Annotated in this window: 14 protein-coding genes; 5 read left to right on the forward strand and 9 right to left on the reverse strand. The window is 62.2% G+C overall.

Annotation, left to right across the window (positions count from 1 at the left end):
- The first annotated feature begins 118 nt into the window (after positions 1-118).
- From HJB84_RS08100 to pepT, 4 genes are all read left to right on the forward strand, one after another.
- Positions 119-1,054 (forward strand): carbohydrate ABC transporter permease, encoded by a 936-nt coding sequence (locus tag HJB84_RS08100; RefSeq protein WP_207585573.1) that lies wholly within the window; start codon positions 119-121, stop codon positions 1,052-1,054.
- A gap of 4 nt (positions 1,055-1,058) precedes the next feature.
- The gene (locus HJB84_RS08105) at positions 1,059-1,889 is read left to right on the forward strand and encodes a carbohydrate ABC transporter permease (protein ID WP_207585574.1); all 831 of its coding nucleotides are present in this window, start codon (positions 1,059-1,061) and stop codon (positions 1,887-1,889) included.
- A 4-nt stretch (positions 1,890-1,893) separates the two neighbouring features.
- Entirely contained in the window at positions 1,894-2,952 is a 1,059-nt protein-coding gene (locus HJB84_RS08110; RefSeq protein ID WP_207585575.1) for an ABC transporter ATP-binding protein, read from the forward strand.
- A 93-nt stretch (positions 2,953-3,045) separates the two neighbouring features.
- Positions 3,046-4,278, forward strand: coding sequence for a peptidase T (gene pepT / locus HJB84_RS08115; protein ID WP_221115665.1), 1,233 nt, complete (start codon positions 3,046-3,048; stop codon positions 4,276-4,278).
- A 31-nt stretch (positions 4,279-4,309) separates the two neighbouring features.
- Here pepT and HJB84_RS08120 read toward each other — a convergent pair whose 3' ends face one another.
- The 5 genes from HJB84_RS08120 to HJB84_RS08140 form a co-directional block, all read right to left on the reverse strand.
- Positions 4,310-5,179, reverse strand: coding sequence for a cell wall hydrolase (locus tag HJB84_RS08120; RefSeq protein WP_221115666.1), 870 nt, complete (start codon positions 5,177-5,179; stop codon positions 4,310-4,312).
- A gap of 159 nt (positions 5,180-5,338) precedes the next feature.
- Positions 5,339-6,379, reverse strand: a complete 1,041-nt coding sequence (locus HJB84_RS08125; RefSeq protein ID WP_207585578.1) for a sulfate/molybdate ABC transporter ATP-binding protein — start codon at positions 6,377-6,379, stop codon at positions 5,339-5,341.
- A gap of 10 nt (positions 6,380-6,389) precedes the next feature.
- The gene (gene cysW, locus HJB84_RS08130; RefSeq protein ID WP_207585579.1) at positions 6,390-7,262 is read right to left on the reverse strand and encodes a sulfate ABC transporter permease subunit CysW; all 873 of its coding nucleotides are present in this window, start codon (positions 7,260-7,262) and stop codon (positions 6,390-6,392) included.
- Positions 7,252-8,109, reverse strand: coding sequence for a sulfate ABC transporter permease subunit CysT (gene cysT, locus HJB84_RS08135; RefSeq protein WP_207585580.1), 858 nt, complete (start codon positions 8,107-8,109; stop codon positions 7,252-7,254). The genes cysW and cysT overlap by 11 nt, the downstream gene beginning before the upstream one ends.
- Positions 8,110-8,117: 8 nt before the next feature.
- Positions 8,118-9,143: a sulfate ABC transporter substrate-binding protein gene (locus HJB84_RS08140; protein ID WP_207585581.1), complete on the reverse strand. Its 1,026-nt coding sequence runs from the start codon at positions 9,141-9,143 to the stop codon at positions 8,118-8,120.
- Positions 9,144-9,502: 359 nt separating this feature from the next.
- Here HJB84_RS08140 and HJB84_RS08145 point away from each other — a divergent pair, with 359 nt between their 5' ends.
- Complete coding sequence (locus tag HJB84_RS08145; RefSeq protein WP_207585582.1) at positions 9,503-10,519, forward strand: porin; 1,017 nt, start codon at positions 9,503-9,505, stop codon at positions 10,517-10,519.
- A gap of 49 nt (positions 10,520-10,568) precedes the next feature.
- Here the strand turns inward: HJB84_RS08145 and HJB84_RS08150 are convergent, their stop codons facing one another.
- The 4 genes from HJB84_RS08150 to kdpC all read right to left on the reverse strand — a co-directional run bounded on the left by HJB84_RS08150 (position 10,569) and on the right by kdpC (position 15,153).
- Positions 10,569-11,024 carry a PTS sugar transporter subunit IIA gene (locus HJB84_RS08150; protein ID WP_207585583.1) on the reverse strand — a complete coding sequence of 152 codons (456 nt, stop codon included), beginning with the start codon at positions 11,022-11,024 and terminating at the stop codon, positions 10,569-10,571.
- A gap of 67 nt (positions 11,025-11,091) precedes the next feature.
- Positions 11,092-11,784 (reverse strand): response regulator transcription factor, encoded by a 693-nt coding sequence (locus HJB84_RS08155; protein WP_207585584.1) that lies wholly within the window; start codon positions 11,782-11,784, stop codon positions 11,092-11,094.
- The gene (locus tag HJB84_RS08160) at positions 11,784-14,489 is read right to left on the reverse strand and encodes a sensor histidine kinase KdpD (protein WP_207585585.1); all 2,706 of its coding nucleotides are present in this window, start codon (positions 14,487-14,489) and stop codon (positions 11,784-11,786) included. The genes HJB84_RS08155 and HJB84_RS08160 overlap by 1 nt, the downstream gene beginning before the upstream one ends.
- Before the next feature lie 94 nt (positions 14,490-14,583).
- Positions 14,584-15,153 carry a potassium-transporting ATPase subunit KdpC gene (gene kdpC / locus HJB84_RS08165; protein ID WP_221115667.1) on the reverse strand — a complete coding sequence of 190 codons (570 nt, stop codon included), beginning with the start codon at positions 15,151-15,153 and terminating at the stop codon, positions 14,584-14,586.
- Positions 15,154-15,170: the final 17 nt, after the last annotated feature.

Below are 15,170 nucleotides of genomic sequence, written 5' to 3' on the forward strand. Positions count from 1 at the left end.
CCCCTTCTCCCCCAGCGGGGAGAAGGTGGCCCGTAGGGTCGGATGAGGGGGCTCCGGTCTCTCCATTCGGAAACGTCACCAATTCCCGACCGGTAAAGACAATGGAAACTGCAATCTGATGACCACTTCCGCCGATACGCTCGACATGCGTCGCGACCGCAGGCCATGGCTGCGTCGTCTTGCCGATGCTTCGGAGCCCTATCTCTACAGCGCGCCGTCGCTGATCCTGATCATCGCGGTGATGCTGGTGCCGCTGACGGTCGGCGTTTCCTATGCCTTCCGCGATATTCAGCTGCTCAATCCGTTTTCCGGCGGCTTCATCGGGCTCGATCATTTCCGCGAGCTTTCCACGGATCCGGCCTTCTATGGGGCGCTGCGCAACACCCTTTGGTGGACCGGCGCCTCCGTCGTCCTGCAGTTTACCTTCGGGCTCATCCTGGCGCTGCTGCTCGACAAGCCATTCCCAGGCCGGGCAATCGCCCAGGCTCTGGTCTTCCTGCCCTGGGCGGTGCCGTCCTTTCTCGCCGGCCTCAACTGGGCCTGGCTGTTCAATCCGGTCATCGGGCCGATCCCGCACTGGCTCTTCGCCCTCGGGCTGATGCATGAGCCGGGCAATATCCTTTCCGATCCGAATTATGCGATGTGGGGGCCGATCGTCGCCAATGTCTGGTGGGGCATTCCCTTCTTCGCCATCACCCTGCTTGCCGCCCTGCAGGCAATCCCGCGCGATCTCTACGAGGCGGCGTCGATCGACGGCGCCGGCTGGTTCCAGCGTTTCGGTTCGATCACCCTGCCGTTTCTGGCGCCGACGATCGCCATCACCGTGCTGCTGCGCACCGTCTGGATCTCCAACTTCGCCGATCTCATCGTCGTCATGACCAATGGCGGGCCGGCCGACCGCACGCAGATCGTTGCGAGCTACATCTTCACGACGGCGTTCAAGCGGCTCGATTTCGGTTATGCCTCGGCGATCGCCCTGGTGCTGCTCGGGCTGCTGCTTGCCTATTCGATGCTGATCATCCTGCTGCGGCAGACGCTGCTGAACAAGGATTGAGCCAATGAGACGATCCCTCATTCCCACCATCGCGCACCGTCTGGCAATCCTCTGCTATATCGCTTTCGCGCTCTTCCCGCTGTTCTGGCTGCTCAAGGTCTCGGTGACGCCGAACGACCTGCTCTATAGCGAAGGCGTGCGGATGTGGCCGTCGCGCACGACCTGGGAGCACTATGCCTTCGTGCTGCAGCACAGCGCCTTTCCGACCTTCTTCAAGAACAGCCTGATCGTCTCGACGTCGACGGCGGTGACGGTGACGATCTGCGCCTCACTCTCCGGCTACGCGCTGTCGCGGTTCAATTTCCGGGCCAAATACTGGATCGTCGCGCTGATGCTGCTGACCCAGATGTTTCCGCTGGTCATGCTGGTGGCGCCGATCTTCAAGATCCTGTCGCCGCTGCATCTGACCAACAGCCTGACCGGTCTCGTCATTGTCTACACCGCCTTCAACGTGCCGTTTGCCACCTTCCTGATGCAGTCCTTCTTCGACGGCATCCCGAGGGATCTCGAAGAGGCGGCGATGATCGACGGGGCGACGCAGTTCACGGCGTTTCGCCAGATCATCCTGCCGCTGACGCTGCCGGGGATCGCCGCCACGCTCGGCTTCGTCTTCACCGCCGCCTGGAGCGAGTTGTTGTTTGCGCTGATGCTGATCAACGGCAATGACGCGGCGACTTTCCCGGTCGGCCTTCTCACCTTCGTTTCGAAATTCTCGGTGGATTTCGGGCAGATGATGGCGGCGGGCGTCATGGCGCTCATTCCGGCCGGCCTCTTCTTCCTGCTCATCCAGCGTTATCTCGTCCAGGGCCTGACGGCCGGCGCGGTCAAGGGTTAAACAAATGGCATCGATCGATATCCAGAATATCCGCAAAGCCTATGGCCATGTGCAGGTGCTGCACGGCGTCGACCTCGAAATCAAGGATGGCGAGTTCGTCGTGCTCGTCGGTCCGTCCGGCTGCGGCAAGTCCACGCTGCTGCGCATGATCGCCGGGCTGGAGGAGGTCACATCAGGCGAGATCCGCATTGCAGGCGCCAGAGTGAACGAGCTTCATCCCAAGGACCGCGACATCGCCATGGTGTTCCAGTCCTATGCGCTCTATCCGCATATGAACGTCGCCGGCAATATGAGCTACAGCCTCAAGCTGCGGAAGACGGCGAAGGAGAAGATCGCGAGCGCTGTGGCTTCGGCCGCCGCCAAGCTTGGCCTCGATCCGCTGCTCGAACGGCGGCCGAAGGCGCTTTCCGGCGGCCAGCGCCAGCGCGTCGCCATGGGCCGCGCCATCGTGCGCCAACCGAAGGCCTTCCTGTTCGACGAACCGCTTTCCAACCTCGATGCGCGCCTGCGCGAACAGATGCGCGCCGAAATCAAGAAACTGCATGGCGACCTGAAGGCGACCTCGATCTACGTCACCCACGACCAGATCGAGGCGATGACGCTGGCGGACCGGATCGTCGCCATGCATGGCGGCGTCGTCCAGCAGGTCGGCAGTCCCCTGGAACTTTATGACCGCCCTGCCAATCTTTTTGTCGCCGGCTTCATCGGCTCGCCGGGAATGAATTTCCTCGAGGCGAGCTATGTCGAAGGCGGCGTCAAGCTGCAGGACGGCACGATCGTGCCGCTGGCAAAGCCGCTGCCGCTGGGAGACGGCGCCAAGGTGACGCTCGGCATCCGGCCGGAGCACGTGCTGATGACCAATGACGGGGCAGGACTTGCCACCGATGTCGAACTCGTCGAACCCACCGGTTTCGGCATCATCCTGCACCTTGCCCTGCACGGCCTGCCGTTCAAGATCTTCACGCTCGATCGCGAAGCGCTGAAGGCAGGCCCGAAGGTGAACGTGGCCTTCCCGGCCCAGTATCTGCACGTCTTCGACGGCGAGGGAAAGCGCATCGACTGAACGGCAATTCTCTCGCGTCGCGAGCGGAAAAATCTTTTGCCGCATCCTCCGCGAGGATTATATCTCTCGGGTGATCTTTCTGGATTGGATGCCATGACCGATACCGTTCTCGACCGCTTTCTCCGCTATGTCGTTATCGACACGCAATCCGATCCTGCCTCGTCGACGCAGCCGACCACCGAAAAACAGAAGGATCTCGGCCGGGTTCTGGTCGATGAACTGCTGAAGATCGGCCTTGCCGACGCGCATCTCGATGAACACGGTTATGTCTACGCGACCATTCCTGGAAATAGCGACAAGACGGTGCCGGTTATCTGTTTCTGCTCGCACATGGATACGGCGCCCGATTTCAGCGGCACGAATGTCAAGCCGCAGATCATCCGGAACTATGCCGGTGGGGATATCAGGCTTGCCGGCGATGCAAGCCGGGTCATCCGCGTTTCCGAGCATCCCGAGCTGAACAATCAGATCGGCAACGACATCGTCACGACCGATGGCACGACATTGCTCGGCGCCGACGACAAGGCGGGACTGGCGGAAATCATGACCGCGGCCCAGTTCCTTGTCGACAATCCAGCTCTCCGGCACGGGACGATCAAAATCCTGTTCACGCCCGACGAAGAGGTCGGGCGCGGCGTCAACAAGGTCGACCTCAGGAAACTCGGCGCCGACTTTGCCTATACGATGGACGGCGAGACCGCCGGCCATATCGAGGACGAGACCTTCTCGGCCGATGGTGTGGAGATCGGCATAGCAGGCGTGGCGATCCATCCGGGTTTCGCCAAGGATCGTATGGAGAACGCCATCAAGATCGCCGGCGCCATCATCGACCGGCTGCCGAGGGAGATGGCGCCCGAGACCACCGAGGGAAAGCAGGGTTTCATCCATGCGACAGGGGTGACCGGCTCGATGGAGAAGGCGTCGCTCAGCCTCATCATTCGCGACTTCACCGACAAGGGGCTGGTGGAAAAGGAAGCCATGCTCGAAGCCATCGTCAAGGAGGTCATGGCTGGCTATCCCGGCTCGACCTATCATTTCCAGGTCAAGGAGCAGTATCGCAACATGAAGGTGGTGCTCGACCGCCACCCGCAAATCGTCGACAACGCCATCGAAGCGGTGCGCCGGGCCGACATGACGCCAGTGCGCGGCAGCATCCGCGGCGGCACCGACGGCTCGCGCCTCTCCTTCATGGGTCTGCCATGCCCAAACATCTTCGCCGGCGGCCACGCCTTCCACTCGCCGCTCGAATGGGTCAGCCGCCAGGATATGGAAAAGGCAGTCAAGACGATCGTCGAGCTTGCCAGGGTCTGGGAAGAGCGCGCTTAAGGCGCGCGTTCACTTCAAAATCGAAACTGGTTTAGCCGCCGTTCGCTGCAATGCTGCCGCGCAGCATGACGCTGTCATAGGCGGGGCGGGGAATGGGGATCGCGATCGGCATTCCCGGGTCGGGTTCGATCGAGGTTTCCGGCGAAGTCACCGGTGCGGTGATCTGCATCGGCATGGGATTTGCGATGGGCGCCATACGTGCTGTGGGCGCCATATTTATCGCCGATATCGTGCTCGCCGTCGCCAACGGATCCGGAGCCGGGAGAGGAACGGGAACAGCCGAGGGGATCAGCGCCTCGAATTGCGGCGGCAGCATGCTTTCGCCCGGTACATAATTCATCGCCACCTCATAGGCGGGCAGCGGCGGCGGTGTCTCGAGCATGCCGTCGGAGTCGCGCTTCTCGTAGAAGGCGTTGCCGCCGGCGACCGTCACATAATGCATGTTGTTGTAGGGGAATTTCAGCCCGTCGGTGTGGAAGAACATTGCATCCTTCACCGCCGGATGGCGTGCGCCCTTCAGGATCGCGTCGGCGGCGGTCGCCAGCTCGGTTTCGGCCTGCGGCTTGACTTCGCGCGTCATCACGCCGGGCGCAAACTGCTTTTCCTGGGCGACGACGCCGCAGATCGAAGGAGGATAGGCGCCGGAGGTGAGCCGGTTCATGACGACGGTTCCGACAGCCATATAGCCGTCCTCATCCGAATGCTGCGATTCGAAATACATCGCGCGCTGCAGGCAGTCGCGATCCTTGGTCGTATAATTGAAAGTGACCTTCGCCGCGTGAACCTGCTTGGTCTTCGCCGACGTTGCCGCCGGTTTCGATGTCGTCGTGCAGCCTGCGGCCGCCAGCCCTGCGAACAAAATCCCGATCAGGGATTTTCCAAAGGAAATCTCCGCCCTCAACGCCAGGTGCCTCCTGTGGGATTAGTCCTACTTTTTATCGTGAAAATCTTTTACTCGTCATGTGACTAAAATACAAACAACCATAGATCACAAAAAGCCAAATGGACTCTCGCGACATGAGAGTCCTGCAAGGAGCCGGGTCATTGGCGACAACCTCCATCAGCTGCGGAACAGCTTCCAGCGGGTCGGCTTGAAGGCCACGCGGTTGCGGTCGAGCCTGTCGGCCTCGCTCGGCGGCAGCTCGATCTCGATATGCGGGCGGTCATTGCCGATATCCAATTCGATATGGCGGGTACCGGCCACGCGGCGGCTGGAAACCGGCTGGCCGGCAATGCAGTTTTCAGCCGATTCGCAGAGCCTGACGTCATGCGGGCGGAAGTAGAGCTGCGCAGGGCCCTCCGGCTCACTATCGGCATTGAGGCCGAGCGAACGGCCTTCAAAGCGGATGTCACCATCGGAGATTTCGACCTGCAGGCAGTTCGACTGGCCGATGAAGCCGAAGACGAAGGGAGAATTCGGGTTGTCGTAGACCTCATCCGGCGTGCCGACCTGTTCGATCGCCCCCTGGCTCATGACGACGACGCGGTCGGCAAGCTCCAGGGCCTCGTCCTGGTCGTGGGTAACGAAGACGGTGGTGTGACCGGTGCGGTCATGGATATCGCGCAGCCATTTACGCAGATCCCTGCGCACCTGGGCGTCGAGCGCCCCGAAGGGCTCGTCGAGCAGCAGCACGTTCGGCTCGACGGCCATGGCGCGGGCAAGCGCCACACGCTGGCGCTGACCGCCGGAAAGCTGGGCGGGGTAGCGTTTTTCGAGACCGGAAAGCTGGACGAGGTCGAGCAGTTCCAGCGCTCGCTTGCGGATATCGGCCTTGGCGGGCCGCCGTGCGCTGTTCCTGACCTTCAGGCCGAAGGAGACATTGTCGAGCACCGTCATGTAGCGGAACAGAGCATAGTGCTGGAAGACGAAGCCGATATTGCGCTGCTGAACGGTTTTCTTCGAGGCGTCCTCGTCGCCGAAGAAGATCAGACCCTCCGTTGGGCTTTCGAGGCCGGCGATCAGCCGCAGCAATGTCGTCTTGCCGGAGCCCGAAGGGCCGAGCAGTGCGATGAGCTCGCCGGAGCGGATGTCGAGCGAGACATCGTGCAGCGCCGGAAAACGATCGAATTCCTTGCGGATGTTTTGAACGCGTACTTCCATTCCAAATCCTTCAGTGCCGCCGGCTGGCGGCGATTTCAGCGCTATAGCGCATTTCCAGCAGCGTCTTCAAAACAAGAGTGACGAGCGCCAGCAAGGCCAAAAGTGTGGCGACGGCAAAAGCGCCGGTGAAATTATACTCGTTATAGAGGATCTCCACCTGCAGCGGCATGGTGTTTGTCTGGCCGCGGATGTGGCCTGACACCACCGAGACGGCGCCGAACTCGCCCATGGCGCGGGCGTTGCAGAGCAGCACCCCGTAGAGCAGGCCCCATTTGATATTCGGCAGCGTCACGTGCCAGAAGGTCTGCCAGCCGCTGGCGCCGAGCGAAAGGGCTGCCTCTTCGTCGGCCGTTCCTTGTTCCTGCATCAGCGGGATCAGCTCGCGGGCGACGAAGGGGAAGGTGACGAACATGGTGGCGAGGATCAACCCCGGCACCGCAAACAGGATCTTGATGTCATGAGCGCTGAGCCACTGGCCGAGCCAGGTATTGGCGCCGAACAACAGCACGAAGACCAGGCCCGATATGACGGGTGAGACCGAGAAGGGCATGTCGATCAGCGTCGTCAGAAAGGCCTTGCCCTTGAACTCGAACTTGGCGATCGCCCAGGCGGCGGTGACCCCGAAGACGAGGTTGAGGGGAACGCTGACGCCGGCAACGATCAGTGTCAGGCGGATCGCCGAGAAGGTCTCGGCGTCTGCGAGCGCCTGGAGGAACGGGCCGGCACCCTTGCGGAAGGCCTCGACGAAGACGGCCGCGAGCGGCAGCAGCAGTATCAGCAGCAGGAAGACCATCGAGACGATGATCAGCGTGCGGCGCGCGATCCGGTTTTCGGTGGTCACCGAACGCAGCTTGACCGGTTGAACGGTTGACTCAAGCGCCATAGCCGTACCTCCGCCTGCTCCAGCTCTGGATGAGGTTGATGACGAGCAGCATGGCGAACGAGATGATCAGCATGATCGCCGCAATGCCGGTCGCTGCCGCGTAATTATACTCTTCGAGTTTGATGATGATCAAAAGCGGTGCGATCTCCGATTTGAACGGCAGGTTGCCGGCGATGAAGATGACCGAGCCGTATTCGCCGACGCCGCGGGCAAAGGCGAGCGCAAAGCCGGTGAGCGCGGCAGGCGCCAGCCCCGGCAGCAGCACGCGGAAAATCGTCTGGAAGCGATTGGCGCCGAGCGTTGCGGCTGCTTCCTCGACCTCCTTGTCGATTTCCTCCATGACCGGTTGCACCGTGCGCACCACGAACGGCAGGCCGACGAAGATCAGCGCCACGACGATGCCGGCCGGGGTGAAGGCGATCTTGATGCCGAGCGGCGTCAGAAACTGGCCGATCCAGCCATTCGGCGCATAAAGCGTCGTCAGTGCGATGCCGGCAACGGCGGTCGGCAGCGCGAAGGGAAGGTCGACCATGGCATCGATGATGCGTTTGCCGGGAAAGCGGTAGCGCACCAGCACCCAGGCAAGCAGGACGCCGAAGACGGCATTGACGATCGCGGCGATGAAGGCGCTGCCGAAGCTGATGCGCAGCGCGTTCAGCGTGCGCGGATCGAGCGCGATCGACCAGAATTTCTCCCAGCCGAGCGCGCTCGACCGGACGGCAAGGCCCGAGAGCGGGATGAGGATCAGAAGGGTGAGCCAGGTCAAGGTAAAGCCGAGCGTCATTCCGAAACCCGGAATGACGCTCGGCCGCCTGAACCGCCACCGCGTGGGGCTATGTGCTTTCATGAAGTCTATTATTGGGCCGGCTTGTAGATCTGGTCAAATACCCCGCCGTCGCCGAAGAATTTCGGCTGCGCTTCTTTCCAGCCGCCGAAGTCGTCGATGGTCGCGAGCGTCAGCTTCGGGAAGCGGGCTATGTCGGCCGGATCGGCGGCTTCCGGCTTGATCGGCCGGTAATAGTGCTTGGCGGCGATCTTCTGGCCTTCGTCCGAATAAAGGTAGTTGAGATAGGCTTCGGCGACCTTCCGTGTACCCTTCTTGTCGACATTGCCGTCGACGATGGCAACCGGCGGGTCGGCGCGGATCGAGAAGCTCGGCGTCACGATCTCGAACTGGTCGGGACCGAGTTCTTCGAGCGAAAGATAGGCTTCATTTTCCCAGGCAAGCAGCACGTCGCCGAGGCCGCGCTGGACGAAGGTGGTCGTGGCGCCGCGCGCGCCGGTGTCGAGAACTGGAACGTGCTGCAGCAGTTTCGCAACATAATCCTGCGCCTTGGCTTCGTCGCCGCCATTCGCCTGCTTGGCCCATGCCCAGGCAGCGAGGAAGTTCCAGCGGGCGCCGCCCGATGTCTTCGGGTTCGGGGTGATGACCTGCACGTCGTCCTTGACCAGGTCGCCCCAATCCTTGATGCCCTTCGGGTTGCCCTTGCGCACGAGGAAGACGATCGTCGACGTATAGGGCGTCGAATTATTGGGGAATTTTGTCTTCCAGTCGGCCGGGATCTTGCCGGTCGCCTTGGCGATGGCGTCGATATCACCTTCGAGCGCCAGGGTGACGACGTCGGCGTCGAGACCGTCGATGACGGAGCGGGCCTGGGCGCCGGAACCGCCATGCGAGGCTTGGATCGTCACGGTTTCACCGCTGTCCTTTTGCCACTTGGCAGCAAAGGCAGCATTGAAATCCTTATACAATTCGCGAGTCGGATCATAGGAAACGTTGAGCAGCGTCTGATCCGCGAAAGCGGGAGCAATGCTCCCGATCGCGAAGCTGCCCGCCATGACCGCGGCCGCGAGGAGCCGGGTGAGCCGTTGTGTCTGCATGGGAACCCTCCTGTTTTCTGTCTTAACTCTATCAAGTCAGTCGTATAATGAAACAAAGGTTCTTCCGGTTCCGGCCCTGCCGTTAGAATGTCATTCCATTTGAGGGGTGATTTTGAAATAGACGTGTCGAAGTTGGCCGCGGCCAATTCGTTGCCGCCGCCGTCGGCCGCGGGACCGTGTTTTTTTCGCCACAGTTCCTCCACTAAAGCGCCGTGGTGCTGCTGATTTTTGCCCAGATTTTGCCGCGATGACACTTGCGGATTCCTATATGGCCCCCGTGCGGTCGTATTCTCCGACCGCTACGTGGGGGCATCCCTTGAAATGCGCCTCGCATTCCAAACCTGTTAGGGCCATTCAAAATGAATATCAGAACTATCCTTTTTGCCTCCGTTGCCGCCCTTGCCGCGGCCTCCGGAGCCCGCGCAGCCGACGCCATCGTGGCGGCGGAACCCGAGCCCGTGGAATATGTTCGCGTTTGCGACGCCTACGGTACCGGCTATTTTTATATTCCGGGGACGGAAACATGCCTTTCGATCGGCGGCTACATTCGTACCGAAGTGCGCTTCGGTAAGCAGATCTCCGGCGATTCCGACGTAGACTTCTGGACTCGCGGTCAGGTCACCTTCCAGGCCAAGAACGACACCGAGTACGGTACGCTGACCGGCGTCATCACGCTGCGTTACAATGTCGACAATGCCACCGACCAGGAAGCATTGCTGGATGAAGGCTATATCGATATTGCCGGATTCCGCGTCGGTAAGCTGTACAGCTGGTGGGATGACGACATGAGCGGCGAGACCGATACGCTCGCCAGCAACGAGACGACCCACAACTCGATCCGTTATCAGTACGAGTCCGGCGCTTTCGCCGCCGGCATCTCGGTCGACGAACTGGAAGACGACTACGCCACCAAGCCGGGCGACGGTCCGAACAATTTTGGTGTCGCAGGCCAGGTCTCCTACAAGGCCGGCGCCATCAGTGCTTACCTGCTTGCCGGTTATGACACCGACACCAGCGAAGTCGCGGTCCGTGGCATCGTTTATGCCGACATCGGCCCGGGCACGCTCGGCATTGCCGGCGTATGGGCAAGCGGCGCCAACTACTACTACGAAGAGTCCGAATGGACGATCGCAGCAGAATACGCCTTGAAGATCAATGATAAGTGGTCGGTCACCCCCGGCTTCCAGTACTTCGAAAATATCGCTCTCGACGCTGACGGCAACGGCTTCAGCGGCGGCAGCGCCTACACCACCGGCGTCACGATCGACTACCGTATCGTTGACGACCTCAGGACGAAGCTCAGCGTGCAATATCACGATGAGGACGAAGGCGACGACGAAGTGTTCGGCTTCCTGCGCTTCCAGCGCGATTTCTAAGATAGTCTGATTGCAGACGAGGAGGCGCGACCTTTGGGCCGCGCCTTTTTCATACCCTGGAATCGGCGATGAAATCGGAATAGAATTCGTCGACCGTCCTTGCCTTGCGCATGGCGGCAAGCACGCCGTCCGATTGCAGCCGCCGGGCGATGGCGGAAAGCACGTTCAGATATTCACCGCGATTGTTTTCCCCGAAGAGCAGCACGAAGGCGATGTCGGTCGGGATATCGTCGATCGCCTCGAAATCCAGCGGCTGGGCGAAGCGGAGGAGAAGGCCGCGCGGGCTGGTCATGCCGTCGATCGCCGCATGCGGAATGGCGATACCGTTGCCGATCCCCGTGGAGCCGAGCTTCTCGCGCGTTTCAAGCGCTTTCAGGATGGTCTGGCCGTCGACAGAGAAGGCCTTGGCCGCCTTATCCGCTATACCCTGCAGCGCGCGCCATTTCGTCGGCGCCGACACGCCGATGAAGGTGTGCTCCGGTCGGATGATGTTGGGAAGGTTCATGTCATTCTCTATGCTGTCTGGGCTCGATGCTGTTCTGGTTCGTTCGGGCAGCGGGAGGGAAGGGCGTTCAGTCCGGTTCCCTGAGCCGGTAGCCGACGCCGGTCTCGGTGGTGATATAGTGCGGCTGGTCGGGAATCTGCTCGACTTTTTGCCGCAGCTGCCTGATGTAGACGCGCAGATACTGCACATCCGCCGCCGGTCCCCATACCTGCTTTAGAAGAAACTGGTGTGTCAGCACCTTGCCCGCGTGCTGGGCGAGCACCCGCAGGATGTCGTATTCCTTCGGCGACAGCTTTATGTCCTGGCCGTCGACCTTAACGATACGCTTGACCAGATCGATCGACAGCCCGCCCGTCTGAAAGATCGCCTTTTCGCCCTGCTGCTGCAGGCGGTGGCGCAGCGCCACGCGAATGCGGGCGCCGAGTTCGTTGACGCCGAAGGGTTTGGTGACGTAATCGTCGGCCCCGCTTTCCAGCGCCTTGACGATGCCGGCCTCGTCTGTGCGGCTGGAAAGGATGACGATGGGCATGGAATGCCCTTGGTCGCGCCACTCCTGCAGCAGGTCGTGGCCCGATGTATCGGGCAGGCCGAGGTCGAGCACGATGAGGTCGGGCATGGCGTCGGCGACCGACTGACGGGCGTTGGCCGCGTTGGCCGCCTCCTGTACCTCGTAACCCTGCGCGGTCAGGCCGACGCGGAGCAGCTTGCGGATCGGAGGCTCATCGTCGACGACAAGGATTTTGACGGTTGAGCCGCTCATCAAAGTTCATCCAGTTTCGGAATGTCGGTGGGTTTTGGCAGGCGGATGGTGAAGACCGCGCCTGGGCGGCCCGGCCGGTTGCTGGCGGTAATCGTGCCGCCCATCGCCTCGATGAAGCCGCGGCAGATGGAAAGGCCGAGGCCGGTGCCGGCGCGCACCTGATCGCCCTTGCGCACACGATAGAAGGTGTCGAACACACGGTTGAGATCGGCCGGCGGGATGCCCAGGCCTTCGTCCACGACCTGCAGAACGACGTAATCGGCATCCGCCCAGCCCCCGATGTCGATCACCGATCCCTCGGGCGCGTATTTTGCGGCATTGTCGAGCAGGTTGAACATCACCTGCTCGAACAGGACAGGATCGACACGCACCATCGGCAGGTCGGCGGGGATATGCATCTCGGTTTTGTGGCGCTCGAGGATCTTTGCGGCGCGACGGAGTGCGCTGCCGGCGATATCGCCGGCATAATGCAGCGCATGGTTCGGTTCCATCGCGCCGGATTCGATCTTGGTCATATCGAGCAGATTGGCGATGAAGCGGTTGAGGCGCTCGGATTCGTCGACGACGGTGGCAAGCAGGTCGCTACGATCCTCCTCCGGCATCGAGGCAAAATAGTCGCGCAGCGTGCCGGCGGCGCCGAGGATGGCGGCAAGCGGTGTCTTCAAGTCGTGCGAGATCGAGGTGAGCAGCGCCGAGCGCAGCCGGTCGGCTTCGGCCGCGAGCCTTGCCCGATCGACATCGGCGACAAGCTGGACACGCTCGATGGCAAGGGCCGCCTGGTCGGCCAGTGCATCGAGCAGCCGCTGCTGCTCGGGTGTCAGCAGCGGCCCGTCGCGGCGGTCGCTGTCGAGGCCGATGACGCCGACGGCGGTGCGCCCGGTTCTGAGCGGTACGTAGAGGCGTTTGGCGCCGGGCAGGGTATCGGCGCCGCGACCGGCGGCGTGATTGTGTTCCCAGGCCCAGCGAGCGGCGGCGATATCGGCATCGTCGAGCGTATCGTCGGGTGGGTAGCCGGCCTTGACGGCGATGCCGCCCTCTTCCGGCAGCAGCAGCACGACGCGGACCTTCAGCATCGAAGCGAGCTGGAAGGCGGTCGCCCAGAGGACGTCGTCGAGCGTGCCGGTGCCGGCGAGCTTTTTCGAGAAGAGATAGAGGTCTTCGGTCGTGCGCGCCCGCTGCCTCGCGGCGGCGGCCTGGCGCTGCACGGTCGCGGTCAGGTTGCTAGCGATGATGGCGACGCCGAGGAAGAAGAACAGGGCCAGCACGCTTTCCGGATCGCTGATCGTCAGCGTGTAGCGCGGCGGCAGGAAAAAGAAATTGAAGGACAGTGCGCTGAGGATGCAGCTGTAAAGTGCCGGCCGCAGGCCGTGAAGCACGGCGGAGGTCAGCACCGCCATCAGGAAGACCAGGGCGAGGTTGCGGACGTCAAGCACCTGGTCGAGCACGACGCCGACGCCGAGCGCAATAGCGACATAGACGGTCGCCAGCAGGTAGGCTCTGAAATCCAGTGGCGGTGCGATGGCGGCCGCCCTGACCCCGCGCGCGGTGGTGCCATCCTTCTCGCTGCCTGAGATGACATGGACGCTGATCTCGCCTGTCTTGCGGATCAGTTCGTCGGTGATCGAGCGGTTCCACCAGTCGCGCCAGGTCGGCTTCTTCGGGGCGCCGATGACGATGTGGGTGACGTTGTTGGCGGTGGCGTGGCGGACGAGTTCTTCGGCCACCTCGCGGCCGGGAAGGGTGATCGCCTCGCCGCCGAGCTGTTCAGCAAGGCGCAGGGTGGCGGCGACGGTATCGCGCTCGGCTTCGCTGAGATTGATCGAGCGGTTGGTCTCGATATAGACGGCCGCCCAGGGGGCGCGCAGCCGCGAGGCCATGCGGGCGGCGTAACGCACCAGCGAGGCGGAGCGCGGGTGATGGTCGACCGAGACGAGGACACGTTCGCCCGCCGCCCAGGGGCCTGAGATGGCGTGGGCCTGCATGTGGGTCAGCAGTTGGTCGTCGACGCGCTGCGCCGTCTTGCGCAGCGCCAGTTCCCTGAGCGCCGTCAGGTTGCCGGGGGTAAAGTAGTTGGTCAGCGCCCGCTCGGCGGTGCGCGGCATGTAGACCTTGCCGTCGTGCAGACGCTTAATGAGATCGTCCGGCGTCAGATCGATAATCTCGACGTCATCGGCAATGTCGATGATGGAGTCCGGCACCGTCTCGCGCACGCGGATGCGGGTGATTTGCGAGACGACGTCGTTCAGGCTTTCGACATGCTGGATGTTCAGCGTCGTATAAACGTCGATGCCGCGATCGAGCAATTCCCTGACGTCGAGGTAACGTTTCGGATGGCGGCTGCCCTCGGCATTGCTATGGGCGAGTTCGTCGACCAGCACGAGATCAGGCCGGCGGGCGAGGATTCCGTCGAGATCCATCTCCTGGAGCAGCCGGCCCCTATAGTCGATTTCGACGCTGGGAATGATTTCGAAACCGGCGACGAGCGCCTCGGTCTCCTTGCGGCCGTGGGTCTCGACGACGCCGATGACGACATCGAGGCCATCGGCGATCTTGGCGCGGCCGGAGATCAGCATCTCGTAAGTCTTGCCGACGCCCGGGGCGGCACCGAGAAAGATCTTCAGACGGCCGCGCGTTTCCGCCCGGGCTTTTTCGAGAAGCGCATCGGGCGATGGCCTGCCGGCCTGGTCGCGATTGTCGTCTGGCATGGGTGTGGTCTTTCATGTCGGCGAGGCTTGCTCCACTTTCCCTCATTGCTGTGACGAGCACAGCAATGAGGGAAAGGCTGTGGCCCGCCTACCTTCACTCAGTCATAGAAGCATCAAGCCGCTGGTTCAACGCCAGAACATTGACCGTGGGCTCGCCGAGAAGGCCGAGTTCACGGGCCTGAACGACGCCGTCGACCAGCGCCTTGACCTTGGCCTCGTCCAGGCTTCGCGCCTTGGCGACGCGGGTCACCTGGAAGTAGGCCGCCTCCGGCGAAATATCGGGATCGAGGCCGCTGCCCGACGCGGTGACGAGGTCGGCGGGCACCTCCGAATTCGGGTTCGCCGCCTTGGCGGTCTCGTAATCGTCTTTGACGCGGTCGATCAGTTTCTTGCTGGTCGGGCCGAGGTTCGAGCCGCTGGAGGCAGCGGCATTATAGCCGTCGCCGGCAGCCGAAGGGCGGCCGTGGAAATACTTGTCGCTGCTAAAGGCCTGGCCGATCAGCGCCGAGCCGATCACCTCACCGTTCTTCTCGATCAGGCTGCCGTTCGCCTGGCTGGGAAAGAGGGCTTGGGCAGCACCGGTCATGGCGAGCGGATAAAGAAGCCCGGTGATGGCGGTGGTGGCGACGATCATGACGACGGCCGGGCGAAATTCTTTCAACATTGTTGTTACTCCTTGGA

It is taken from the genome of Rhizobium sp. NZLR1b (genome assembly GCF_019685155.1).
In the GTDB taxonomy this organism is placed as follows: Bacteria; Pseudomonadota; Alphaproteobacteria; order Rhizobiales; family Rhizobiaceae; genus Rhizobium.

Coding starts and splice junctions, on each gene's coding strand:
- HJB84_RS08100 (WP_207585573.1), top strand. CDS start 119: ATGACCACTTCCGCCGATACGCTCGACATGCGTCGCGACCGCAGGCCA.
- HJB84_RS08105 (WP_207585574.1), top strand. CDS start 1,059: ATGAGACGATCCCTCATTCCCACCATCGCGCACCGTCTGGCAATCCTC.
- HJB84_RS08110 (WP_207585575.1), top strand. CDS start 1,894: ATGGCATCGATCGATATCCAGAATATCCGCAAAGCCTATGGCCATGTG.
- pepT (WP_221115665.1), top strand. CDS start 3,046: ATGACCGATACCGTTCTCGACCGCTTTCTCCGCTATGTCGTTATCGAC.
- HJB84_RS08125 (WP_207585578.1), bottom strand. CDS start 6,379: ATGGAAGTACGCGTTCAAAACATCCGCAAGGAATTCGATCGTTTTCCG.
- cysW (WP_207585579.1), bottom strand. CDS start 7,262: ATGGCGCTTGAGTCAACCGTTCAACCGGTCAAGCTGCGTTCGGTGACC.
- cysT (WP_207585580.1), bottom strand. CDS start 8,109: ATGAAAGCACATAGCCCCACGCGGTGGCGGTTCAGGCGGCCGAGCGTC.
- HJB84_RS08140 (WP_207585581.1), bottom strand. CDS start 9,143: ATGCAGACACAACGGCTCACCCGGCTCCTCGCGGCCGCGGTCATGGCG.
- HJB84_RS08145 (WP_207585582.1), top strand. CDS start 9,503: ATGAATATCAGAACTATCCTTTTTGCCTCCGTTGCCGCCCTTGCCGCG.
- HJB84_RS08150 (WP_207585583.1), bottom strand. CDS start 11,024: ATGAACCTTCCCAACATCATCCGACCGGAGCACACCTTCATCGGCGTG.
- HJB84_RS08155 (WP_207585584.1), bottom strand. CDS start 11,784: ATGAGCGGCTCAACCGTCAAAATCCTTGTCGTCGACGATGAGCCTCCG.
- HJB84_RS08160 (WP_207585585.1), bottom strand. CDS start 14,489: ATGCCAGACGACAATCGCGACCAGGCCGGCAGGCCATCGCCCGATGCG.
- kdpC (WP_221115667.1), bottom strand. CDS start 15,153: ATGTTGAAAGAATTTCGCCCGGCCGTCGTCATGATCGTCGCCACCACC.